The organism is Anaerovibrio lipolyticus, assembly GCF_021531495.1.
Classification (GTDB): Bacteria; Bacillota; Negativicutes; order Selenomonadales; family Selenomonadaceae; genus Anaerovibrio.
In genome coordinates, this window is sequence record NZ_JADYTY010000004.1 from 1 (window position 1) to 23,920 (window position 23,920).

Below are 23,920 nucleotides of genomic sequence, written 5' to 3' on the forward strand. Positions count from 1 at the left end.
CAAAGCAAGCAATTTCTTTGTTGGCTTGGTTGCTTGTGGAAATAAATCCATAAATTTTCTAAAAAGTCTACCCCAAATATGATTTTCGTTGTATAATGAGTCCATCGCGTAAACCTCTTGATTTTGTGGTTGTGTCTAAACTCACTATATATCAGGATTGGGTTACGCGATTTTTATTTTTCAAAAAAGTTGTAAAGTGCTGATGCTATTACATTGCTTAAATTTTTTGGTGTGGGATGTTAAAATTCTTTTCTCAAAGGCAGGAAAATTGTGCCCGGTGTAGAATAATACAACTATAAGTGTACAGCGGAAGAAAGGATGGTCAAAATGAAAAAGAGTTATTGGGGTAAAGGTTTTAGAATTGTGCTTATGGCGTGTTTGCTGCTGATGGTTATGATGCAAGCTGTATCAGCAGAAAAAGTTGAGTACAAGGATAAAAATTACAATTTCAAGGCAATTAAAAATGTACTGCTTTATGATATGGATTTTTCTGACACCAATATAGAGGGGGTACGGGAGCGTTCTTTAGGCGGCATGTATGAAGAAAAAGCAATGCAGGAAAAAATCCCGGTAGTTACCCCGGAAGCAGTGATACGCAAGATGTCATTGGCTCAGGGGCAGGATTTGGAAATTTTGGCTCAAAAAGATTTGGAGGCCTTCAATGATATTTTTGATAAAAACTTGAAGGATTATGCCGATGTGTATATAGATGCCAAGGTGTTGCAGTATGAAACCAAGTCTATCTATCATCCTGAATATACCACCTGGGAAACCAAGACTGTCAACAAAAACGTCAGGGATTCCAAAGGGAACTGGGTGAAAGTTGAGGATGAAATCGTGGTGCCGGTTGTACATCCTGCTTATTACAGCAGCGTGGTATATGAGAAAATTGAGTTCCATGTTCATGATGCAGTCACCGGCGAAGAAATTTATAGCCGCCAGGAATGGCGTGACCGTGATAATGATGACGGAGTAAATATGTTTGGACGTATATGTTCCTCCTTCTTTAAGGATTTCTACAAAATGATAAAATAAGAGTCCAGCAAATAAAATCACTAACTCTCCAAAACTATAAGCATAGGAGGGAGTGATTTAGTCATATAGTCTTTGTGTGGAGGGAATATTTATGCATAGCATTTGACTGAGAATTTTGGGGATTGTATATGCAGTCTTGTTTGTGTTTAATTGCAGTGTAGGTTATATCCTTTTGGATCATGGCGGTGGAGCACTGTATGGATTATGCTATGATGAGCAAACAGAAAATATGATGGATTTGAATCAGCTGTATGATGCCGTATATAGTACATTGGAACCTAATTATGTGCAATTAAAAGTGCGTGATAGTAACTATTGAGTTTTTTTATCACATACGCTCGACAAAAAAGTTTTATGCAAATTACGAACAGATGTGAAATGTTCTGTGCATAGTTGTCCTATTAAGAACAAAGCAAGCAATTTCTTTGTTGGCTTGGTTGCTTGTGGAAGTAAATCCATAAATTTTCTAAAAAGTCTACCCCAAATATGATTTTCGTTGTATAATGAGTCCATCGCGTAAACCTCTTGATTTTGTGGTTGTGTCTAAACTCACTATATATCAGGATTGGGTTACGCGATTTTTATTTTTCAAAAAAGTTGTAAAGTGCTGATGCTGTTTTGAATGAATGGGTATTTTGAGAAATGAGGGTATGGTATGAAAAAGAGCGGTAAGAAATGTTTTTTAAAGTCGATGATTGCCTTGGGAATATTGGCAGCCGTTAATGCACCGGCTTACGCCATGGAGGAAGAAATTGTTTCCTATGGGGGATATGATATTTTCAGGGTGCAGTATTTTGATTTGGCTGACCGGGAAAAGCTGGAGGAAAATAAGATTGATCAATGGAACCTGGATTATTCTTACAATGCAGCCATGAAAAAATCAATCCGGGATGCTTTCGAACAGTGGGCAGAAATTCTGTACAGAAACGGAAAAAATATGAAGCAGCCGGGCTTGTTCGTTGTGGGGGCTGACGATGAAGCGAGAAATGCCAGTGCTGGCCCTACGGCTATGGTAGTTGATTCAAATGGAATAAAGACATATATTTCTGCCGATAATTTTTTAGATGTCTTTCAGAATGGTCTGGAATGTGGGGATCTGGATTTATTTAACAACGAATGTGACATAAATTCTATATTGGCATTTGGGCATGTGAGTATAGGTAAGAATATAGGTGCAAACCTGGCAAATAATGGTGCTTATTATGGCTGGATATATGAGCCATTGACACAGCAGCAGCAAAGTGAAAGTGCAGTTTCCTTGCAGGTTGTACTATATCACGAAATTGCCCATGCTCTGGGAATTATTTGTGGGAAAAAAGATGAAGATGAAAATGAAAATGAAGCTGGAAATACAAATAAGAAATATGTATTTTCTGATTTGCCGGAGGGGAGCAATAACTTCGACTCCCATCTGGTAGACCAAAAGGGAAATGATGCGGCAGAGGGACAGGAAATATCCAGTTCGTATGGAGCTGGTGTATTTTTCGTGGAAAATTTGGATGCAGACGAATTGTCTGCTACTTCAACAGCTGGCAGAGTTTATTTTGTGGGGGAAAATGTCAGCGAGGTATTAGAGGGAACTGGCGAAAAAGTCAAGAAGTTTCAGAACGTAGATGGGATTCCTATCTTAGGCTGGGAAAATGGACGTCCTGATTTTTCTCATATAAACCTTGCCCGCGGCCTGATGAGTCATCATAACTATCGTTCTTATACTGCCCTTATGGAAGCTGAATTGGCGATTATGCAGGATATCGGCTACGATATTGACAGGCGTAATTTCTTTGGGCGTTCCATCTATTCGGATGGAAATGGTACGGATGGCAATCCATTCAAAAATACGCAGGGATATTTTGCCCGTAATGCAGCCGGTACGGCCTATGAAATTGGCAAGGCAAATACCGCTACACTTGGTATAGGCCTGCATATTTACGGTTCAGGCAATAATATCCTTCAGACTGATGTGGGGAAAGGTGACGGCAGTGCTGACCTGCTGGCGTGTGGCACAGGTGGTGCCGGTATCCGCATTGATGGCGTTCGTAATACTATTACTGTGGATCAGGGAGTTACTGTGTCTGCTGATGGCGAGAACGGACGTGGCGTACTGGTGGCTTATGGCAACAATAACAAGGTTGTCATTGATGGCACTGTAACGGCTGCCGGGGCTGGCGGTGATGGAGTGCGCTTTGATTTTGGCAGCAATTCGATGGGAGGTAATGAGGAGTATCGTGGCTCCTATTTGCGGTATCAGCGGGATGTTGATGAAAATGGCAATATTACCAGCAGTAGTAATATTCCGCTTAATTTTGTTATTGAGCGTGACAGCATTAGTGAAGATGATTTGGCGGGCCCTATGGGCAGCCTGATAGTCAACGGAAAACTGTACGGCAGGGATCATGCGGTGTACATTTCCAAGAATGCTTTTGTAAATAATATCAATGTGAATGGTGGCGCCAGGATAAAAGGGGATATTGTCTCTGACTGGAAGCATTTTGACAATGGACTGTATGATGGGGGCTGGGGAGACGATAAGAATCAGGGTAAGAAGCTGGTAATTCAGTATGGCAGCAACTCTGATGATTATTTTTATTATGATGGGTATCATAAGGATTTGGTAACGCAGCTGAATTTCAACGGCAATACGGAAATGCAGGGCAACATCATTGGCAGGGATAACATGAAAATGAAAGTGAATAGCGGTACGCTGAGGCATGACGGCAGTGCCGATGTGGTCAATGTCAAAGTCAATCAAGGTGCTACGTTGCTGGGCGGAAGCTACAAGGTAAATAAGATACCTGTGGAGAAAATGGTGGTTGCAGAAGATACTGAGACTGGCATCTTTTATAACAAAGGCACTATCGGTGCCCTGACTGCCGACAGGAATTTTGCTATTGACGGAGATTTGGAGTCTTCCGGCAAGCTGCTGGCATTTGCCGGAAGCAAGGGAGGCAAGGTTACAGTCAGCGGAGAAGTTGAGTTGCAGCCCGGCTCTGTGGCAGAAGTGCAGAACGGCATAGCTGGTGAAAAGGTGACTATTTTGCAGTCGGGCAAGAATGTGAACAATCTTGCCGGTAATATTGATGTGCAGGGAAGTGGTTTGCTGAATTATTCCGGAGCAGTGGTAGAAGATAATAAAAATCTGACGGCAAGGGCTGTTGCCAAGGCTTCGCTAGCCGGGGAAAACGATATGCAGCAGAGAGATTATGCTGCCATGAACAGAAATGCTGCGTCCTTTATTGGCCAGCAGGGGGCAGATGGAGAGCTCCGTGCCTTTTATGCCCTGGATAGCGATGCCAAGGCATTAAAGGCTATCAACGAGATAGGTACAAATAACAAGGAACAGGGAACGGCTGCCGTGTCGGCTGCCCAGAGCTCTACCTTGAACAACCGGGTGCTTTCCTCAAGGCTTGCCACTGCCTTCGGCCAGGCGCCGGCAACTCTCAGCATAGGCGGCGCTTCTCTTGACGAAGGGGACGGCATGAGGGTGGATATCCCTGTTATGCTGCCACAGGAGAAGGACGAAACGGCATGGATTAAGTTCACCAAAAACTGGGGTAATACGGCAGGAGATTCTAATTATACGGGTAGTGCCATAACTGTCGGCTATGACTGGAAGCATGGTGAGCAGCAACGCAACGGCTGGTTTGCTTCTTATAACGATACCAGCTACGGGCATATGGATGGCAGCGAGAATGTTCAGGACACCCGTATCGGCTATTACACTGGCATAAACAAGGGAGCGGATACCCAGCTGTTTTACGCTGACCTTGGCTATCTGGACGGTGAGCGCAGCAGGCTGGTCAGCATCAACTCCCTGGGTACCCACAATATGGTGCGGGGCAACTACAATGGCTGGATAGCTGAAATCGGCGGTGAGTGGAAGCATGCCCTCCACGCTCCGGGGACCAAGACCTGGCAGGTGAGCCCTTATGGTGCCATGCAGCTTTCTTACATGAAAAATAATGGGTATCAGGAGCAGGGTTCCATCAAGGCTTATGGCGTGGAAGGCGGTCACAACACTTATGCAGCGGCAGAGGCAGGCATGGAGTTCACCAGATTTTTGCCGAAGGGCAGCGTGAATTTCCGTCTGGGTATCCGTCAGGCACTGATGGGGGCTGACTATCAGGAGCAGGATAACAGCAGGCTGCTGGAAAAAAGCTACAGCAAGTCCAGCCGGATTGACAGAACACATTTCGTGACCTCGCTGGCGGCAGAGACGGAGTTCCAGCCGGGATGGCAGCTGAGTACGGAGCTGGGCTTTCAGAAAGGTGCCCATGATAAGGATATCATGGCAAGCATCCAGTTCAGACGGCTGTGGTAAGGGGATTTTCAGTTTGCCGTAGTGCTTGATTGTTACTTCGGCTAGATATGTAAGTTTTTCTGATAGCTCCCCTGCACTAATCAATAAAACTTACGTATATCGCCAAAGTAACGAATAAGCACTACGATAAAATGAAAAAATTTTGCCATGTATGTAATGAATTAGGAGTATTTGCGTATAAATAGCAAAACCACAAAAAATTAAAATATGATGGGAGATGTTTGGATTATGAAAATCAATAAGCAGGAATTACTTGATAACATGAATAAGCTCATGGAAAAGATTGGGCAGGATTAAGCATTTGCGAGGGTACTTGCTGAGAAGCAGACTTCGGCAGAGATGGCAGAATTTTTGCTGGATAACGGCATCAGCATTTCAAAAGATACTATTGATGCTGTAATCGATATGCTGAAGAAAGAGGCTGCAAGTTCAGCCAAGGTTGAGTTATCCGAAGATGCTCTGGACAATGTGGCTGCCGGAATGGCTGTGCGCCCTCCTTCCCTTGCCAGATTGGTGAACTGGGGCGGAATGTATTTTTTTCCTTAGGACTGCTAGTTTTGCCAGTTTTCTGAGCATATAAGCTTAATTTTATAATTTTTTCTTGCAGCCCATGTAAAATGTCCTAGAAAAAAAGGATTTTTGTGTTTTTTGTAGAAATTGTACAATGAGGAGTGGGTACGCTATAGGGGAGGTTTTTTTATGAAAGCAAATAGCTTAAAAAATGTATTTGTGTTTAGTATTATCGCAGTGTCAGTGGTGCTTTTAGGGCTTTTGACATTTGTCAATGCAAGGCAGCTGTCCTCCAATATGGAGGATGGCGTGTATAATATGCTGAAAGCCAGGGCGGACTATGAAGCAAAGCAGCTGCAGGACAGATTGGATGTGGTAGGAGGCAGGACAGAGGGCCTGGGGCATTTGATGGCGGCCCAGCCGGAGCATGATTTCGATTTGGCCTTTGCTTATATCCATAAGGTGATTGAGTCTGATCCGATTGTTTTTGGCTGCGGCTTGTGGTATGCACCTAATACTTTGCCGGATCAAGGAAAGTGGTTTGGCCCATATCTCTATAAGGATGATAGCGGGAATATTGTCAAGACCATGGATTATTCCACAGATGAATATGATTACACTAAGTTTGCCTGGTACAAGGCCTCTATAAAAGGGGAACCCAGGGTGTTTTGGGATGAGCCTGCCTATGATCCGGTAACAGATACCTCTATGATGTCCAGCTCTTATCCTATTGTGCATAATGGCGTGGTGGAAGGTGTCGTCACTGTTGATATTGGCATGAAGGAGCTGGAGGATTATGTCCGTAGTATCAAAATTGGTGAAAATGGCTACGCCTTTGTTGTCACCCAAAGCGGCATGATGGTAGCGTACAAGGATGCTGCCATGAATATGAAGGATAAGCTGCAGGAAAATGGCAATGCAGATTTGGCAGCTTTGGGGAACAGGATTATGTCGGTTGGTCAGAGCGGAGAGGATGCTGCCTTTGAATCCGGCGCACTGGGAGCAGACAGCTATTTGGCAGCTGTGCCGATTGGCGATACTGGGCTGAAGCTGGTGGCGGTTGCACCGGTGTCGGATTATAGCGGCAGTATTTATAATGCAATTATCATTAGCGTACTGCTGTCATTAGTAGTTATTGTTTTGATTTGCGTTGTGATGATTGCTATTTTCCACAGGCGGATTGATGCGCCGATACGCAGGCTCATGGGCGGGGCACAGACGATGGCGGAGGGCAACCTCAATGTGCAGATGCTCTATGACCAGGATGATGAAATTGGTGACCTTGGCAGGTCTATGGAGAAAATGGCCGGGAATATCCGGGAGATGATACAGCAGGTGGATAATGTGGCCCAGCAGGTATCTGCCGCTAGTGAGGAGCTGTATGCTACGGCAGAAAATTCTGCTGTGCACCTGAATGAAATCTCTCATGTGGTCAATCTTGTAAGCTCAGGTGCCAAGCAGCAGGAAAATCAGGTGATTGATGCAGTGGCTTCTATGCAGAGTATGGGGGATCACATTGCAGGTATCAATAGCGTTATTGCAGATACCAGGGAGGCTACCAACGAAAGCATTACTGCCATGAGTGCCAACAAGGAGGCTGTGGAGCAGGCTATCAGGCAGATGGAAAGCGTAAATTCCAGGATTGGTGAGGCACAGTCCGCTATGGCAGCCCTGGGGGCACATTCTCAGGAGATTGGCAATATTGTAGAGACTATTTCCAATATCGCTTCCCAGACCAATCTGCTGGCTCTTAATGCAGCTATTGAGGCTGCCAGGGCAGGAGAGCAGGGGCGTGGATTTGCTGTGGTGGCAGAGGAGGTGCGCAAGCTGGCAGAGCAGTCACAGGAGGCTGCTGAACGTGTGGCAGAGCTGATTCATACCTCGTCAGAATACACAGAAAAGGCTTTGGCGGGCATGAAAAGCAGCACTACAGAGGTGGTGCGCGGTACAGCTGCCATTAATCATACAGGGGAGCTGTTTTCCCAGCTGGTAGGGCATATTAAGCAGGTTTCTGAGGGAATGGATAATGTTTGCAGCAAGATGAATGAGATTTTCCGTGGTAATCAGGAGGTTTTGCGTACATCTGAGGATTTGAAGCATATAGCGGAGGAAACTGCTACCGAGGCGGAAAATATATCCGTGTCTGTCAGCAGCCAGCAAAATTCACAGGCGGATATTACCTCCGCCTCCCAAAGCCTGGCGGGACTGGCTCAGGATTTGCAGGGCATGATTGGCAGGTTTAAAATTTAATAGCACTTTACAACTTTTCTGCTGCATAACCCTGATTCCAGCCCATAGCTGCCAAGAACTCCATGATGATATATTTGTCGAATTTGTGTGTTTGCAATCTTATCATTTGAAAGTGCGTGATAGTAACTATTGAGTTTTTTATCACATACGCTCGACAAAAAAGTTTTATGCAAATTACGAACAGATGTGAAATGTTCTGTGCATAGTTGTCCTATTAAGAACAAAGCAAGCAATTTCTTTGTTGGCTTGGTTGCTTGTGGAAGTAAATCCATAAATTTTCTAAAAAGTCTACCCCAAATATGATTTTCGTTGTATAATGGGTCCATCGCGTAAACCTCTTGATTTTGTGGTTGTGTCTAAACTCACTATATATCAGGATTGGTTTACGCGATTTTTATTTTTTTAAAAAGTTGTAAAGTGCTGGAGCGTAAGTTATATCAAACACCAAAGCTGTGACTTTTGGTATGCTCTGACCGAGCGCACCATAAAAACCACAACTTTCAGTAAGTTTTAGCTGGAAGTAAAATAAGAGGGTATCTGATAGCAATTTGTTATCGGATACCCTTTTTATTATGGATTTTTCTAGGTGTATTTTCTCATTTTTTACTATATTGTGAATTGTATTAGGAAAAACTCATAAAAAGTGGCACAAAGTGGGGGGATGTGGTAAAATATGTAGGTGGGGTGGTGAAGTAATATGCTGATGGGCGAATATATGCATACAATTGATGCCAAGGGCAGAGTAATTCTGCCAGCAGATTTTCGCTCAGAATTAGGCGAAAGCTTCATTATCACTAAGGGGTTGGATAGCTGTCTTTTTATCTATACCATGACTGAATGGGAAAATCTTTCCACCAAATTAAAGCAGCTGCCTTTAGCCAAGGCAGAGGCTAGAGCCTTTGTAAGATTCTTCTTCTCAGGGGCTAGACAGTTAGAGTGTGATAAACAAGGCAGATTTTTGGTGCCAGCAGCCCTGCGGGCTCATGCCAAGCTGCAAAAGGATGTAGTGTTAATAGGCATATCCAGCCGAATTGAGCTGTGGAGCCGAGAGGAATGGAATAGGTATAATGAGGAGATTAATCCTTCTGTATCCTCCATTGCTGAGAATCTGGTAGATTTGGGAATATAACAAGGAGTGTGTCCATGAATTTTCATCATATTAGTGTAATGCCTCAGGAGACTGTTTCTGGCTTGGTAACTAATCGGGATGGTATCTATGTGGATTGTACTCTGGGCGGGGCTGGCCATTCCCATCTAATTGCCGATATGCTAAGCGAAAAGGGACGACTTATTGGTATTGATCAGGATGAGTCAGCTATTGCAGCAGCAACAGAGCGGCTGCAGGATTGTCACTGTCAGGTATCAATTGTCCAGAACAATTTCCGCAATCTGGAGCAGGTTTTGCAGGAGCAGTCTGCTCAGCAGGTTGATGGTGTGTTATTTGATTTGGGCGTTTCCTCTCACCAGCTGGATACAGCTGAGAGAGGTTTTTCCTATATGCAGGATGCGCCTCTGGATATGCGTATGGATCAGCAGGCAAGGTTAAGTGCCTATGATGTGGTAAACAGCTATGACGAGGCTGAATTGAACCGTATTTTTAAGGAATATGGCGAGGAACGTTGGTCCAAGCGGATTGCTCAGTTTATAGTGGAGGCAAGAAAAAATGCTCCTGTAGAAACCACAGGGGAACTTGTGGATATCATCAAAAAGGCTGTGCCGGCAGCGGTGCGTAATGCCAAGGGGGGTCATCCTGCCAAGCGGATTTTTCAGGCCATTCGCATTGAGGTAAATGACGAGTTAGGGATTCTGGAAAATGCTTTTCGTACAGCTGTGGCTCATTTGAAGCCAGGAGGCCGTATTGCCATTATTACATTCCATTCTTTGGAGGATAGGATTGCCAAGAATGTTTTGCGGGAAATGGCAAAGGGCTGTATTTGTCCGCCGGAGCTGCCTATATGTACCTGTGGACACAAGCCGGAGATAAAGCTATTGGTAAAGGGGACAACTGCTTCCAAGGAGGAGCTGGAGCACAATTCCCGTTCCAAGAGCGCTAAGCTTCGCATAGCTGAAAAGCTATAAATTTATTGTCTATAGATTTATTTTTGGGTATGGATTAGGGATAAAGGGTTGTGATTGAACCTTGAACATGATGAAGGAAAGGGGGTTGTCCTGTGCTGGCACATAAGTTGGCTGAGGAGGAGTATGATGTACTTCCTCAGCAAATAAAAACCCATGAGGATTATTTAAATAACCAAGAGAATCGCCGTAGAGCAGTACGGCGCAGCAACCTCCGTGGTAAAGCGGTAATATTGCTTTTGCTGATTACGGCTGTGGCAGGTATAATTACCTTTGAAGCCAGTGTAATTGCCTCCAAGGGGATTGAGATTGTGAATATACGTACAGAGGCGGCAAAGCTGGAGCTAGAAAATTCCCAGCTAAAAATCAGCAATGCCCAGATGAAAAGTCCTCAACGTATAAAGGCTATAGCTCAACAGCGTTTAGGCATGACGGTGGCAGATCAGGTATATTTTGCCGAAGGCAAATAAATTTATATGGACTCATGATGAGCCGGATGATATATGCAGCTGCATGTATTGCCCGGCTTTTTATTTTTTGCTGCTGGAATTTTTGTCTGTGGGCAAAAAAATCTACACAGGCTAATAAAATAGTGTATAATAAATAAGTTAAGATTTAATATATCCATTATGGAGGAAGTAATATGGCAAAAACATTGGCAGAATTGGCCACTTTGGTAGAAGGGGCCGTTATTAATGGCGATAAGGATTTGACCATTGAAGATATTGAGCATGATTCCAGAAAAATAACTCAAGGTGCTCTTTTTGTCTGCATGGAGGGAGTTCATGTAGATGGACATAAATTTATTCCTCAGGCCAAGGAAAAGGGTGCAGTGGCTATTGTAACCCAGCGTAAGCTGCAGTCAGAGGAGGCTGAGGGGTTAACTGTGCTGCAGGTGCCAGATTTGAAAAAGGCCTTGCAGGCTGTGGTGCCATTTTTTCATGATTATCCAGCTCGCAGTATGAGAGTTATCGGTATTACCGGTACTAACGGCAAAACCTCCATCAGTTATATGGTACGGGCTATGTTGCGACGTATGGGCTGTCGTGTAGGATTAATTGGTACTATTCAGATTATGATTGAGGATCAGGTACTGCCTATTCATAATACTACTCCTGATGTGGTGGATTTGCAGCGTACCCTGGCTATGATGCGGGAAGCCAATATGGATTATGTGGTTATGGAGGTTTCCAGTCACGCCTTAGACCAGAATCGGGTAGCTGGGATTGAATTTGACACAGCTGTCTTTACTAATCTTACCCAGGATCATTTGGATTATCACAAAACCTTGGAAAATTACAAAAAGGCCAAGACCATTCTCTTTGATCTGGTTTCTCAGCCAGGTATCAAAAATGGCAAAACCGCTGTGGTGAACATTGATGATGCTGCTGGACAGGATATGCTGGCCCATAGCAAATGCCGTCATATTACCTATGCCATTAACAGGGAAGCAACCCTGCAAGCTGAAAACATACAGGTTTTGGCCAGTGGTGCTCAGTTTGATATAAAGATTGGCGAGGGACATTTGCCATTGAAGCTGCAGATTACTGGCATCTTCAATGTTTATAATGTAATGGCAGCAGTAGGTGCAGCTTTGGCTGAGGGAGTTCCTGGCCCTGTTATCAAGAGCTGTATGGAAGAATTTGCTTCTGTACCTGGCCGTTTTGAGCTGGTACGGGGAGGACAGGATTTTGCTGTTATTGTGGATTATGCCCATACTCCGGATGGCTTGGAAAATATTCTGGAAACTGCCCGACAGATAGCTAAGAGGCGGATTATTACCGTATTTGGCTGTGGTGGTGATAGAGACAATACCAAACGGCCTATTATGGGACGGATTGCCGCTAAGATGTCTGATTATGTGGTGGCTACCTCTGATAATCCTCGCAGTGAGGATCCCCAGATAATCCTTGATATGGTTAAAGCCGGGGTAGAGGAATCCATTGGCAGCAAGCCACATGAATATATTATTGACCGTCGTCAGGCTATTTTTAGAGCTGTGGAGCTGGCTGAAAAGGACGATATTGTGATTATTGCCGGCAAGGGTCATGAGAATTATCAGATTCTTCATGACAAGACCATTCATTTTGATGATAAGGAAGTAGCCTTGGAGGCTATTCAGTCCCACAAAGGAGAGTAAGATATTTTATGGCAGAATTTACTCTGACAGAAGTGCTGCAGGCCTTGCCTCAGGCTAAGGTTCTACAGAAGCAGGGAGATAAATTTGATAATATTACCACCGATACTAGAAAGATTACCCCTGGAGCCCTGTTTGTGGCTCTAAAGGGAGAAAGATTTAACGGTGAGGATTTTGCAGCCAAGGCTGTAGAGGCAGGAGCAGCCGGAGTGCTGGTTAGCTCTGCCTATCATGGGCCTATGGATTTGCCTGCCACGATTATTCAGGCTGTTAGTGATACTCAGCTGGCTTATCAGCAGCTGGCAGGCTTCTGGCGGCAGAAATTTCAGATTCCAGTGATTGCTATTACAGGCTCTAACGGCAAAACCACCACCAAGGATATGACAGCTTCTGTGCTGTCAGCCAAGTTTCCAGTATTAAAGACACAGGCTAATTTCAATAACGAAATAGGCTTGCCTTATACCTTGCTGCAGCTTAACGATCTGCATCAGGCAGCAGTGGTGGAGATAGGTATGCGTGGCTTGAATCAGATTAGCGCTTTGGCTCCCTTTGCAGCACCTTCCATTGGTATTGTTACCAATGTAGGTGAAACCCATATTGAGCTTTTGGGCTCCATTGAGAATATTGCCAAGGCCAAGTCTGAGCTGGTAGAGGCTATTCCATCTGGTGGCACTGTTATTTTGAATAATGACAATCCATATACAGCTGCCATGAAGGATAAGGCTGCCCAGGGAGTAAAAGTAATTACCTTTGGTATTGATAAGAATGCTGATATTAAGGCTGACAATTTGGTAAGCAATGATAACAACACTACATTTCAATGTCGCATAGGGAATGATGGTCCTTTGTGTCAGATGACTATTCCTATGTTAGGCAAGCACAATGTATCCAATGCTTTGGCGGCAGTGGCAGCAGGCTATTGTCTGGGGCTGGAGCCTCAGGAGATAGCTAGAGGTCTGTCTGAGCTTCATATGACTGGTATGCGCTTTGAGTGCCGCAAGCTGGGAGATTACAATATTATTAATGATGCCTACAATGCCAGCCCTATGTCTATGGAGGCTTCCTTGTCCACCCTGCACCAGGCGACCGTGAGCAAGGGAAAGCGGGCCATTGCTGTGCTGGGGGATATGCTGGAGCTGGGCCATGTGGCTGTGGCTGCCCATCGCAAGGTAGGCCAGCAGGCTGCTGAGGCTGGGGTTTCCTGTGTTATTACCTTGGGAGAAATGGGACGAGAAATTGCAGCTGGAGCCAAGGAAGCAGGTCTGAAGCAGGTATATGCCTGCGATACTCATCAGCAGGCTGCTGATAGGTTGAAGGCTTTGTTGAAGCCTGGAGATACTGTACTCTTTAAGGGCTCTCGCGGTATGGCTATGGAGAAGATTATTGACCTTATCTGATTTCGTCAAAATAGGATAATGACGATTTTGGTTATAATGTAGGGAGGATTATATATTTTATGGAGATGTTTACCTATCCCTTGGCAGCGGTAATTCTGGCGGCTGGCTTAGTAACAGCAGCAGCACCTCGCTTGATACCGGAGCTGCACAAGCTGAAATTCGGGCAGAGCATTAGAGAGGAAGGCCCTAAGAGCCATCAGGTCAAAAGTGGTACCCCTACTATGGGTGGTATAATGATTATTTTGTCCATAGCCATTACGGTGCTGGTTATTTGCCCTCTTACTTTGGAGCTGGGCTTGGCACTGCTGATTATGCTGGGACATTTTGCGCTGGGCTTTTTGGATGATTACATCAAGGTAGTCAAGAAACAGAATCTGGGCTTGAAGGCCAAGCAAAAGCTGTTGGGACAGATTATCATTGCCCTTTTGACAGCTTACTTTGCCGGGTTGCCTACAGATTTGTGGGTTCCCTTTGCTGGCAATATAGATTTAGGCTATGGCTTTTATGCTTTACTGCTGTTTGTTCTGGTGGGAACCAGTAATGCGGTAAATCTTACAGATGGATTGGATGGTTTGGCTTCTGGTACCGTTATAGCAGCCTCCTTAGCCTATATGATGATTTGCCTTTGGCTGGGCAAGCTTGAGCTGGCTGTTTTCTGTGCTGCTATGGTAGGTGCTTGTCTGGGCTTTTTGAAATATAATTACCATCCAGCTAAGATATTTATGGGTGACACCGGTTCCCTGGCTTTGGGCGGTGCCTTGGCAGCCATTGGTATTCTTACACATACCGAGGTGTTGTTGGCCATTATTGGCATTATCTTTGTGTGTGAGGCCATGTCGGTTATTATACAGGTTATCTCCTTTAAGACAACTGGCAAAAGGGTTTTCCTTATGAGTCCGATTCACCATCACTTTGAGTTGAAGGGGTGGTCAGAGACTAGAGTGGTAAGAACCTTTTGGCTGGTAGGCCTTTTAGGTGGCTTGGCAGGATTAATTCTTTTCAAGATAGGGTAAGTAGAAAGGATCTGGCAAAATGATGGATTTTTCTCATAAGAATGTACTGGTTGTAGGTGTAGGTATTAGTGGCAACGCTGTAGCCAAGGTAGCAAAAATGCAGGGTGCAGATAAGGTTGTACTTAGCGATGCCAAGGCTGAGCAGGATTTGAAATATGATTTAACTGATGTGAGAGCCACTGGTGTGGAATTGGTTTTTGGTCCTCAGGAAAACACTTTGCTGGACAATGTGGATATGGTTATTCTCTCTCCAGCTGTACCAGTACGGATTCCTTTGGTGCAGGAAGCCTACAAAAGAGAGATTCCTGTTGTTAGCGAGGTGCAGGTGGCCTATGAGTTGGCCAAATCTCCTATTCTTGCTGTTACCGGTACTAATGGCAAAACTACAACTGTTACCCTGCTGGGAGAATTGATGAAGACCAGATATCCTGATGCTGGCGTAGGCGGCAATATTGGTGTGCCTCTTTGTGAGGAGGCTTTGAAGGCTGGAGAACAAAGCTGCGTGGTGGCAGAGATTTCCAGCTATCAGATGGAGGCTACTACCAATTTCCGTCCTCATGTGGCTGTGGTTTTGAATGTTACACCAGACCATGTGGTACGTCATGGCAGTCTGGAGGTTTATCAGCAGATGAAGGAGAAGATGTTTGCTCAGCAGACATCAGAGGATTATCTGGTTTTGAACTATGATAATGACAAAACTAGAGATATGGCCAAGAGAGCCAAGGGACAGGTTTTTTTCTTCAGTCGTTTGGAAAAGCTGGAGGAGGGTGCTTTCCTGCAGGATGGTTGGTTAACGATTCAGTGGCAGGGACAGACCTGTCGTCTTTGTCGTGCTGACGAGTTGAAAATCAAGGGCGGCCATAATATAGAAAATGCCTTGGCCGCAGCTTCGGCAGCTTTTCTGGGTGGTGCCAGAATCCCTAAGATTATTGAGGTTTTGAAGGAATTTGCCGGCGTAGAGCATCGTATTGAGCCTGTAGCTGTTATTGGCGGCGTAGCTTATTACAATGACTCCAAGGCTACTAACACTGATTCTGCCATTAAGGCTTTGGAAAGCTTTGATGGACATATTGTGCTGATTGCTGGTGGCGATGACAAAATGACAGATCTTACTGATTTCATGACCTTGGTCAAGGAACGGGTAGATGAGCTGATTCTGGTAGGTGATGCCTCAGCTCGTTTCAAGGAAAATGCTTTGAAGCTGGGTTATCCTGCAGAGCATATTCATGAGGTAGGCTACTCTATGGAGGAGGCTGTTAAGAAAGCTCATGCCATTGCAGGACCACCTCAGACTGTGCTTCTTTCTCCAGCCTGCGCCAGCTTCGATATGTATGATGGCTATGAGGCCAGAGGACGGGATTTCAAGGCATTGGTAAGGGCTCTGGAGAATTAAGGTCACGATAAGCAAGAGGTAGGTTATTGAAAGCTATGAAGATAATAGTTTCAGGTGGGGGAACTGGAGGACATATTTATCCAGCCCTTACCTTGATTCGTACATTACAACAAAAGGTAGATAAGCTGGAGGTGCTTTATGTAGGCACCCATGCTGGTCTGGAAGCAGATATTATTCCCAAGGAGGGTATCCCCTTTGCTACAGTAGATTTGCAGGGATTTAAGCGCAGCCTTAGTCCTGAAAACCTGCTTAGGGCGGCCAGAGCTATCAAGGGCGTGGGCAAGGCTATGGGAATTGTGCGAAAATTCCAGCCAGATGTGGTTGTGGGCACTGGAGGTTATGTATGTGGTCCGGTGTTAATGGCTGCCAGCCTGTTGGGAATACCATCCTTGATACAGGAGCAGAATGTTATTCCCGGTATTACCAACAAAATCCTTTCTAAATTTGTGAATAAAATAGCCACTGGCTATCAGGAGGCCAATGGAGCGTTTCCTGCTAACAAGGTGGTATTTACGGGAAATCCTATTCGTCAGGAGGTTATGGCACAGCGGCAGGAGGCTGATTATGAGGCTTTTGATCTGCATCCAGGCACCACAACTATTTTAGTATCTGGTGGCAGTCGTGGTGCCAGAACCATTAATCGTGCTATGGTAGAGGTGTTGAAGCATTATGCAGGCCGTAGAGATGTGCAGATACTTCATGCCACTGGCAAGGGTGAATATGAAGATATTATAAGCAGAATCTCTGCAGCTGGACTGGATTTACAGCAGGCAGATAATATCAAGGTGAAGCCTTATCTCTACAATATGCCTCAGGCTATGGCTATAGCTGATTTAGCTATTTTCCGGGCAGGGGCTACTGGACTGGCAGAATTAACGGCCAAGGGAATACCAGCTATTCTGGTTCCTTATCCTTATGCAGCTGAAAATCATCAGGAGCACAATGCCAGAGCTGTGGAAAAGGCTGGTGCTGCCAGAGTTATATTGAACAAGGATTTGACAGCCCAGGGACTTATTCAGGCTATTGATGAGCTGATTGGCAAGCCTGAGAAATTACAGGCAATGGCAAAGGCCAGCGCCAAATTGGGCAGACCGGAGGCAGCAGATACCATTAGCGAGCTGATTATTGAACTGGCTCGTGGCAGGCAGAACTGCTAGGAATGTTGACAAGCAAATAGTATATAGAGCAGAAGGGAAGATTTCTTTTGTTAACAGGACTGAAAAAAATACATTTTGTAGGTATTGGCGGAGCAGGTATGAGTGCTTTGGCCAAAATTTTGGCAGAGAAGGGCTATGAGGTTTCTGGCTCTGATGTTAAGGAATCAGCCATGACCGAGGTGCTGGCTAAGCTGGGGGCCAAGATATATATTGGTCAGAAAGCCGAAAATGTACAGGGGGCAGAGGCTATTGTGGTTTCTACTGCTATTCGGGATACCAATCCAGAGGTGGTAGAGGCAGCTCGTCTGGGACTGAAAAAGCTGCATCGCTCAGATGTAAATGCTTTCTTGATTAATAATTCCAAGGGCATTGCTGTAGCAGGTGCTCATGGTAAAACCACAACTACCTCCATGCTAGGGGTAGCCTTGGATTACGAGGGAGTATCTCCTAGTATTATCATTGGCGGCGAGGTAGATTATCTGGGCAGCAATGCCAGATTGGGCAAAAGTGATTATCTGGTATCTGAGGCTGATGAAAGTGACGGCACTTTCCTGAAATATTATCCTTATGTAGGCATTGTAACCAATGTAGAGGATGACCATTTGGATCATTATGGCACTATGGAGAATATTATCAAGGCCTTTACCCAGTTCTTGAACCAGGTGCGTCCAGAGGGCTTTGGCGTAGTTTGCTTTGACAATGAGAACATTAGAAACATTGTCAAGAATGTAAAGACTAGATGTATTTCCTATGCCATTGACCATGAGGCTGATTATCAGGCTGTTAATATTCAGACCGATACAGATGGCACTGTTTTTGAGGTAGTTCACAAGGGCGAGAATATGGGACAGGTTCGCTTGCATGTGCCTGGCAGACATAATGTTTTGAATGCTATGGCTGCTATTGTTACCGGTGTGGAGCTGGGGCAGACTGTACCTGCTATGGCAGAGGGGCTTTCTATGTTCCACGGAGCCAAGCGCCGTTTCCAGACTAAGGGCCGGATTAATGGCATTTGGATAGTGGATGATTATGCACATCATCCAACTGAGATTGCTACCACTTTGAAGGCTGCCCGCCAGACCAAGCCAGGCAGATTAATCTGTGCCTTCCAGCCTCATCGCTATAGCCGTACTCAGCTGTTACAGAAGGAATATGGCAGCTGCTTCCAGGAGGCAGACATTCTGATTTTGACAGATGTTTATTCTGCAGGAGAAGATCCTATTCCAGGGATTGACGGTGAGCTGCTGGTTAAAGAGGTTGTGGAGCAGACTGGCAAGAAGCCTGTTTATATTCAGGATAAAAAGGAGATTGCTGGCTATTTGCAGTCCATTACTCAGCCAGGGGATTTGATTATGACCATGGGCGCTGGGGATATTGTGAAATCTGGCGAGGAATTGGTTGAATTATTAAATAAATAATAAATTAGAGCTATATGGCAGGAGATATTTTATGAAGAAGATAGTAGTTGTAATGGGGGGACCATCTACAGAGGCAGAGGTTTCTCGCCGCAGCGGCAAGGCTATTTTGCATGCCTTGCTGGAGAAGGGATATCAGGCAGAGGCATTGGAGCTGGATCCACCTAATTTCCCACAGCAGATAAAGGCTAGTGGAGCAGATTTTGTCTTTAATGCGCTTCACGGTAAATACGGCGAGGATGGCATTATTCAGGGTACTTTGGATATGATGGGCATTCCTTATACCAGCTCTGGAGTTATGGCGGCAGCTGTTACTATGGACAAGGTAGCTACCAAGAGATTTTTTATGGCTGAGGGGATTCCAACTCCTAGAGCTCACACCTATTTCCGTTTTGAATACAGCAAGCGGAATCTGGCTCAGGAGATTATTGAGGAATTTGGTGTACCAGTGGTAGTCAAGGCCTCATCTCAGGGCTCCAGCATTGGCGTGGTAATTGTAGAACAGCCAGAGGAGCTGAAGGCAGCCTTGGAGGAAGCATTCAAGTATGACCATGAGATTCTGGTAGAGGAATTTATCAAAGGTCGGGAGCTGACAGTGGCAGTCTGGGGCAATGAGGAGCATCAGGAAGCTTTGCCTATTATTGAGATTACTACCGTTACTGGTCGCTATGATTATGAAACTAAATATAAAGCAGGAGCTTCTGCCCACATTATTCCCGCACCTTTGCCAGCAGAGGTTAGCAAGGCTGTTGAGAATATAGCAATCAGAGCCTTTGCAGTGTGTGGCTGTGTAGGCATGGCTAGAGTGGATTTTATGCTGGATGAGCTGAATGAGCCTTATGCCATTGAAATCAATACAGTGCCAGGTATGACAGAAACCTCTTTGGTGCCAGATGCAGGGCGAGCTGCCGGGATTCAGTTCCCAGATTTGTGTGCCAAAATTTTGGCTATGGCAGGCTATCGGGACTAAATTAATAAATATAAGGATGGATTAGCATGGATGGACGCAAGCATAAGATTATCTCCCAAAGCTCTGTGGCAGTAATTCTCACAGGACTTGTGGTGGTGCTTGGGGTACTGGCCTGTGCCCTTTCACCTATATTTGTCCTCAGAAATATTAATGTAAGTGGCTGTCGCTACGTGCAGCCTGAGGATGTTATTCGCATTGCTGGTGTTAGAACTGGCGAGAATCTCTTTCAGCTCCAAACTGACGAAATACGCAGGAATCTGGAAAAGGATTTGAGAATAGATCAGGCTTTGGTGCAAAGATCCTTTCCTAGCCAGTTGAATATAGAAATCAACGAGCGGGTGCCTTTGGCCTTTGTAAAATGCGAATATGGCTATCTGGAAGCAGGGAAGGACGGCATTGTTTTGGATGCTCATCGAACTCTGCGGCAGATGCCTGTGCCCATGATTAGCGGTGCCAGTGTGGCAGATTTATTTGTAGGTGATGTTATTGAGGATGAAAATATCAGAAAGGTTCTGAGCTTTTTATCCATGCTGGAGGATAGCAGTATTCAATCTCTGTCGGAGATAAATATTGCCAATCCTCAGGATGTTCTGCTTTATGCCGGCTCTGTTCAGATTCGTTTGGGAAGTCTGGAGCAGCTGCCGGACAAGGTGGATGTGACGATTAGTGTGCTTAAGGAATTGCAGCAGACCAAGCATCCTATTGAATACGTTGATGCCAGATATGATGTATACTCAGTACGCCTGCGTCAATGAGTATATCTCCTGCCTAGGGTGGGAGAGCTTTTTGTAGAAAGGAGATATGGGAGATGAGATTTGAGAAGGGACGACTATCCATAGCCTGTGTCTGTATGGTTCTGGGTTTTATGCTGGCGATACAATTTCGTACTACACAGGACATTAAGGATAATAAACCCCTGCAGCGTGTGGAGGTTTTGACGGAAAGAATACAGAAGCTGGAGAGTGAAAATCAATCCCTGCAAGATGAGCTGAATGATATTCGCAATAGCTCCGGTGAAGAGCATAGCCAGAAAATGGCTCAGGATATTGTGTTACTCTCTGGCCGCACCGCTGTAGAGGGGCCTGGAATTGTGATTACCATTGATGACAGCTCCCAGAAAAGTACAGCAGGGGAGGATATGAATCTCTATCTGGTGCATGATGAGGATTTGCTTAAGGTTATTAATGAACTGCGGGCGGCAGGGGCAGAGGCTATTTCCATTAACGGACAAAGACTTACGGCCACCTCGGAAATAAGATGTGCTGGGCCTACGGTTTCAGTGAATAATGTGCGGTCAGCACCTCCCTTTGAAATTCGCGCTATTGGCAGCATTCATGATTTGGAAAATGCCATCAATATGCGGGGAGGGGTGGCAGATACCCTAAAGGTTTGGGGAATCAATATGACACTGCAAAGCTCAAATAATGTATGGATTCCGGCCTATAAGAATCCAATAAGCTATAAGTATGCAACCAAATCGGCTAAACAGGAGGAAGGAAAATGATTCTGGCAATTTGTGGTCTGGCCTTAGGGGGGGCTCTGGGCTTTTTGGTGCCCTGGAGCATTCCAGTGGCCTATTCCAAACTCTTTTCCATTGCCCTTTTAGCCTCTTTGGATTCCGTTTTTGGTGGTCTTAGGGCTGCAGGGGAAGGAAACTTTGATGATAAGATTTTTATCTCCGGTTTTTTTTCTAATGCTTTGTTGGCAGCATTTCTTGTTTATGTAGGCGATCATCTGGGAATAGACTTGTATTATGTGGCTCTTTTGGCCTTGGGATTTAGAATTTTCAATAATTTGGGACGGATTCGCCAATATCTGTTGAAAAAGCATTAAATTTTTTATAGCACAATTACAGGAATAATGATATAATGTTAAAATGTAATAGGTGGAATATAAAATATTGAAATAAATTGTGCTGGTATGTGGAGGAATTTTTGTGGGAATTGATTTTGCAGAATTTAATGTAGATGATCTGAATACCGTTATTAAGGTAGTAGGTGTTGGCGGTGGTGGCAATAATGCTGTTAACTGTATGGTATCCTCTGGTATTCAGGGCGTTGAATTTATCGTTATCAATACAGATGCTGAGGTATTGGAAAAGTCCTTGGCTCCTGTAAGATTGCAGATTGGCCGTAAGGCTACCGAGGGCAAGGGTGCAGGTGCCCGCCCAGAAGTAGGTGCCAAGGCTGCTGAGGAAAATCGTGATGAAATCAAGGCTGCTCTTGAGGGAGCAGATATGGTATTTATCGCTGCTGGTATGGGTGGCGGTACTGGTACTGGCGCAGCTCCAATAGTAGCTGAGTGCGCTAGAGAAATTGGTGCCCTTACAGTAGCAGTTGTTACCAAGCCATTTGGCTTCGAGGGCTTGATGCGCAGTCGTCGTGCTAAGGAGGGTGTAGCCAAGCTGTCTGAGCATGTAGACAGTATTATCACTATTCCTAACGAAAAGCTGTTGAACATTATTGACAGAAATACTCCTTTCACCGAAGCTTTCCATGCTGTAGATGATATTCTGCGTCAGGGTGTTCAGAGTATTGCGGACCTGATTAATGAGTCTGGCTTTATTAATGTAGACTTTGCCGATGTAGAGACTATCATGAGCGATGCAGGTCCAGCCCTGATGGGTATTGGTGAGGGCACTGGTGATAACGCTTGCCTGGAGGCAGTAAAGGCTGCTGTAGGTTCTCCACTTTTGGAGGTTTCTGTACAGGGAGCAAGAAGCGTTATTATTAACTTCAAGGGTGTGGAATCCCGTCTGAACATGGCTGAAATGACTGAAGCCAGTGAGGCTATTAGAGAGGCTGCTCATGTAGATGCAGAAATCGTCTGGGGTGTCTCTGTAGATGAAAGCATGGGCGACAAGATTTTGGCTACTGTTGTTGCTACCCGCTTTGATGATAATACGGCTCAGCAGCCTAGCCAGCCAACAGATGCTCATCAGTTCTTTGGAACTCAGCCAGCCAACAGCAATCAGCAGGCTGGTAATGGTATGCGCAATTCCACCTTTGGCAGCAATGCAGACAAGGGTATGCCAAATCAGGATTTCTTTACTGTTAACAATATTGATATTCCTGTATGGATGCGTAAGTAAGGAAAATTCATATGCTGTAGAACTACAGTATAGAAACAAGTTGAAATCCTGTAGGGTTGCCTACAGGATTTTCTTTTGGATATGGGAGTGATAAGGATGAGGAGATATACAATATTGCTCATAACCTCCTTTGTGATTATGCTGGGAGTTATTACAGGTACCATGTATATATCCGGTACAGGTTCCCATAAGGAAAATAACAGCCTGTTAGGGGAAATTACAGTATATACCACCTTGCCAACGGAAAATGTCAGCTATTTGGCAGAGGCTTATGAAAAAAACTATCATGTCAAGGTAAATTTTATGCCCATGTCTGAGGATGATATAGTTAAGCAAATACAGAAGCCAGGCAAAGGAGATATGGTTTTGACAGATAGCCGTATTCTGCGGCGGGCAGCTGGAGAAGGCTGGCTGGTGCCCTATGGCTCTCTTCATGGGGATTCCGTCAGCAACAAGCTAAAGGATCCAAATGATTATTGGACTGGCACCTGGTATGATCCTGTGGTGTTCTGTATCAACAAGGATTATATGCAGCGGACAGCCAATTTTCCTTTAGGCTGGCAGGATTTGGCAGAGCAGCCAGATATCCGCATTGGCATTACAGATTTTCTGGCAGCAGAAAGCGCGGCTAATTTGTATTTCTTCCTTACAGCCCAATTGGGGGAGGAAAAAACTTTGGCTATGTTGCAGCAGATTCACCCTCATGTGGTGCAATATGCCAAATATTTATCCACCCCGGTTCGTATGGCAGGTATGGGAGAGGTGGATATAGCGGTGGCTGTACAGAGCGAAATTTTGCGCTATATAGAGGATGGCTATCCTTTGAAGATAATTCAGCCTGTGGAGGGTACCGCCTATATGCTAACTGGCACAGGCATCCTTCTGGATGCGCCTCACGGGGAGCAGGCCAAGAAATTTGCCGATTGGCTGTTAACAGATGAAGCCATGTTGGTTTTACAGAGCAATAAATTTTATTTTATTCCCTGCAATCCTACTACCTTGGCTTATAAACAGCTGGCAGTGCGGAATCCATCTCTATTCAATCAATTGGCTGATTTTCCAAAGGAAAAACGGCAGGAATTGCTGGATAAATGGGTGAAGCAGGTAAGAATAAATAATTGATAAATTTGCTAAAGATATATAAGGAGGATTCGTAGA

At 45.0% G+C, this 23,920-nt stretch carries 20 protein-coding genes; all 20 read left to right on the forward strand.

Annotated features, from left to right (window positions below):
* Window positions 1–327: 327 nt before the first annotated feature.
* The 20 genes from I6E26_RS02775 (at window position 328) to I6E26_RS02870 (ending at window position 23,884) form a co-directional block, all read left to right on the forward strand.
* Window positions 328–1,035, forward strand: coding sequence for a hypothetical protein (locus tag I6E26_RS02775; protein ID WP_235320313.1), 708 nt, complete (start codon window positions 328–330; stop codon window positions 1,033–1,035).
* Window positions 1,036–1,177: 142 nt separating this feature from the next.
* Window positions 1,178–1,354 carry a hypothetical protein gene (locus tag I6E26_RS02780; RefSeq protein WP_235320314.1) on the forward strand — a complete coding sequence of 59 codons (177 nt, stop codon included), beginning with the start codon at window positions 1,178–1,180 and terminating at the stop codon, window positions 1,352–1,354.
* Between the two features lie 336 nt (window positions 1,355–1,690).
* Complete coding sequence (locus I6E26_RS02785) at window positions 1,691–5,353, forward strand: autotransporter outer membrane beta-barrel domain-containing protein (RefSeq protein WP_235320315.1); 3,663 nt, start codon at window positions 1,691–1,693, stop codon at window positions 5,351–5,353.
* Window positions 5,354–5,692: 339 nt separating this feature from the next.
* Window positions 5,693–5,899: a hypothetical protein gene (locus tag I6E26_RS02790; RefSeq protein WP_235320316.1), complete on the forward strand. Its 207-nt coding sequence runs from the start codon at window positions 5,693–5,695 to the stop codon at window positions 5,897–5,899.
* Between the two features lie 153 nt (window positions 5,900–6,052).
* Window positions 6,053–8,113, forward strand: coding sequence for a methyl-accepting chemotaxis protein (locus I6E26_RS02795; RefSeq protein ID WP_235320317.1), 2,061 nt, complete (start codon window positions 6,053–6,055; stop codon window positions 8,111–8,113).
* Between the two features lie 697 nt (window positions 8,114–8,810).
* Entirely contained in the window at window positions 8,811–9,242 is a 432-nt protein-coding gene (mraZ, locus tag I6E26_RS02800; RefSeq protein WP_235320318.1) for a division/cell wall cluster transcriptional repressor MraZ, read from the forward strand.
* A 14-nt stretch (window positions 9,243–9,256) separates the two neighbouring features.
* Window positions 9,257–10,192 (forward strand): 16S rRNA (cytosine(1402)-N(4))-methyltransferase RsmH, encoded by a 936-nt coding sequence (gene rsmH, locus I6E26_RS02805; RefSeq protein ID WP_235320319.1) that lies wholly within the window; start codon window positions 9,257–9,259, stop codon window positions 10,190–10,192.
* Between the two features lie 92 nt (window positions 10,193–10,284).
* Window positions 10,285–10,659 (forward strand): cell division protein FtsL, encoded by a 375-nt coding sequence (locus I6E26_RS02810; RefSeq protein WP_235320320.1) that lies wholly within the window; start codon window positions 10,285–10,287, stop codon window positions 10,657–10,659.
* A gap of 173 nt (window positions 10,660–10,832) precedes the next feature.
* Entirely contained in the window at window positions 10,833–12,329 is a 1,497-nt protein-coding gene (locus I6E26_RS02815; protein ID WP_235320321.1) for a UDP-N-acetylmuramoyl-L-alanyl-D-glutamate--2,6-diaminopimelate ligase, read from the forward strand.
* 8 nt (window positions 12,330–12,337) lie between these two features.
* A complete protein-coding gene (locus tag I6E26_RS02820; protein WP_235320322.1) occupies window positions 12,338–13,723 on the forward strand; it encodes a UDP-N-acetylmuramoyl-tripeptide--D-alanyl-D-alanine ligase in 1,386 nt (461 codons plus the stop codon).
* A 59-nt stretch (window positions 13,724–13,782) separates the two neighbouring features.
* Window positions 13,783–14,736, forward strand: coding sequence for a phospho-N-acetylmuramoyl-pentapeptide-transferase (mraY, locus tag I6E26_RS02825; protein WP_419179901.1), 954 nt, complete (start codon window positions 13,783–13,785; stop codon window positions 14,734–14,736).
* A 22-nt stretch (window positions 14,737–14,758) separates the two neighbouring features.
* Window positions 14,759–16,129, forward strand: coding sequence for a UDP-N-acetylmuramoyl-L-alanine--D-glutamate ligase (gene murD, locus I6E26_RS02830; RefSeq protein ID WP_235320398.1), 1,371 nt, complete (start codon window positions 14,759–14,761; stop codon window positions 16,127–16,129).
* 35 nt (window positions 16,130–16,164) lie between these two features.
* Window positions 16,165–17,286, forward strand: a complete 1,122-nt coding sequence (murG, locus tag I6E26_RS02835) for an undecaprenyldiphospho-muramoylpentapeptide beta-N-acetylglucosaminyltransferase (protein WP_235320323.1) — start codon at window positions 16,165–16,167, stop codon at window positions 17,284–17,286.
* A 47-nt stretch (window positions 17,287–17,333) separates the two neighbouring features.
* Window positions 17,334–18,704 carry a UDP-N-acetylmuramate--L-alanine ligase gene (murC, locus tag I6E26_RS02840; protein WP_235320324.1) on the forward strand — a complete coding sequence of 457 codons (1,371 nt, stop codon included), beginning with the start codon at window positions 17,334–17,336 and terminating at the stop codon, window positions 18,702–18,704.
* 31 nt (window positions 18,705–18,735) lie between these two features.
* Window positions 18,736–19,671 (forward strand): D-alanine--D-alanine ligase family protein, encoded by a 936-nt coding sequence (locus I6E26_RS02845; protein ID WP_235320325.1) that lies wholly within the window; start codon window positions 18,736–18,738, stop codon window positions 19,669–19,671.
* Window positions 19,672–19,697: 26 nt separating this feature from the next.
* Window positions 19,698–20,426, forward strand: coding sequence for a cell division protein FtsQ/DivIB (locus I6E26_RS02850; RefSeq protein ID WP_235320326.1), 729 nt, complete (start codon window positions 19,698–19,700; stop codon window positions 20,424–20,426).
* A gap of 53 nt (window positions 20,427–20,479) precedes the next feature.
* The gene (locus I6E26_RS02855; protein WP_235320327.1) at window positions 20,480–21,175 is read left to right on the forward strand and encodes a DUF881 domain-containing protein; all 696 of its coding nucleotides are present in this window, start codon (window positions 20,480–20,482) and stop codon (window positions 21,173–21,175) included.
* Window positions 21,172–21,504: a small basic family protein gene (locus I6E26_RS02860; protein WP_235320328.1), complete on the forward strand. Its 333-nt coding sequence runs from the start codon at window positions 21,172–21,174 to the stop codon at window positions 21,502–21,504. Before I6E26_RS02855 ends, I6E26_RS02860 begins: the two co-directional genes overlap by 4 nt.
* A gap of 103 nt (window positions 21,505–21,607) precedes the next feature.
* Window positions 21,608–22,762, forward strand: a complete 1,155-nt coding sequence (ftsZ, locus tag I6E26_RS02865) for a cell division protein FtsZ (RefSeq protein WP_235320329.1) — start codon at window positions 21,608–21,610, stop codon at window positions 22,760–22,762.
* 96 nt (window positions 22,763–22,858) lie between these two features.
* On the forward strand, window positions 22,859–23,884 hold the full coding sequence (locus I6E26_RS02870; RefSeq protein ID WP_235320330.1) for an ABC transporter substrate-binding protein: 1,026 nt from the start codon (window positions 22,859–22,861) through the stop codon (window positions 23,882–23,884).
* Window positions 23,885–23,920: the final 36 nt, after the last annotated feature.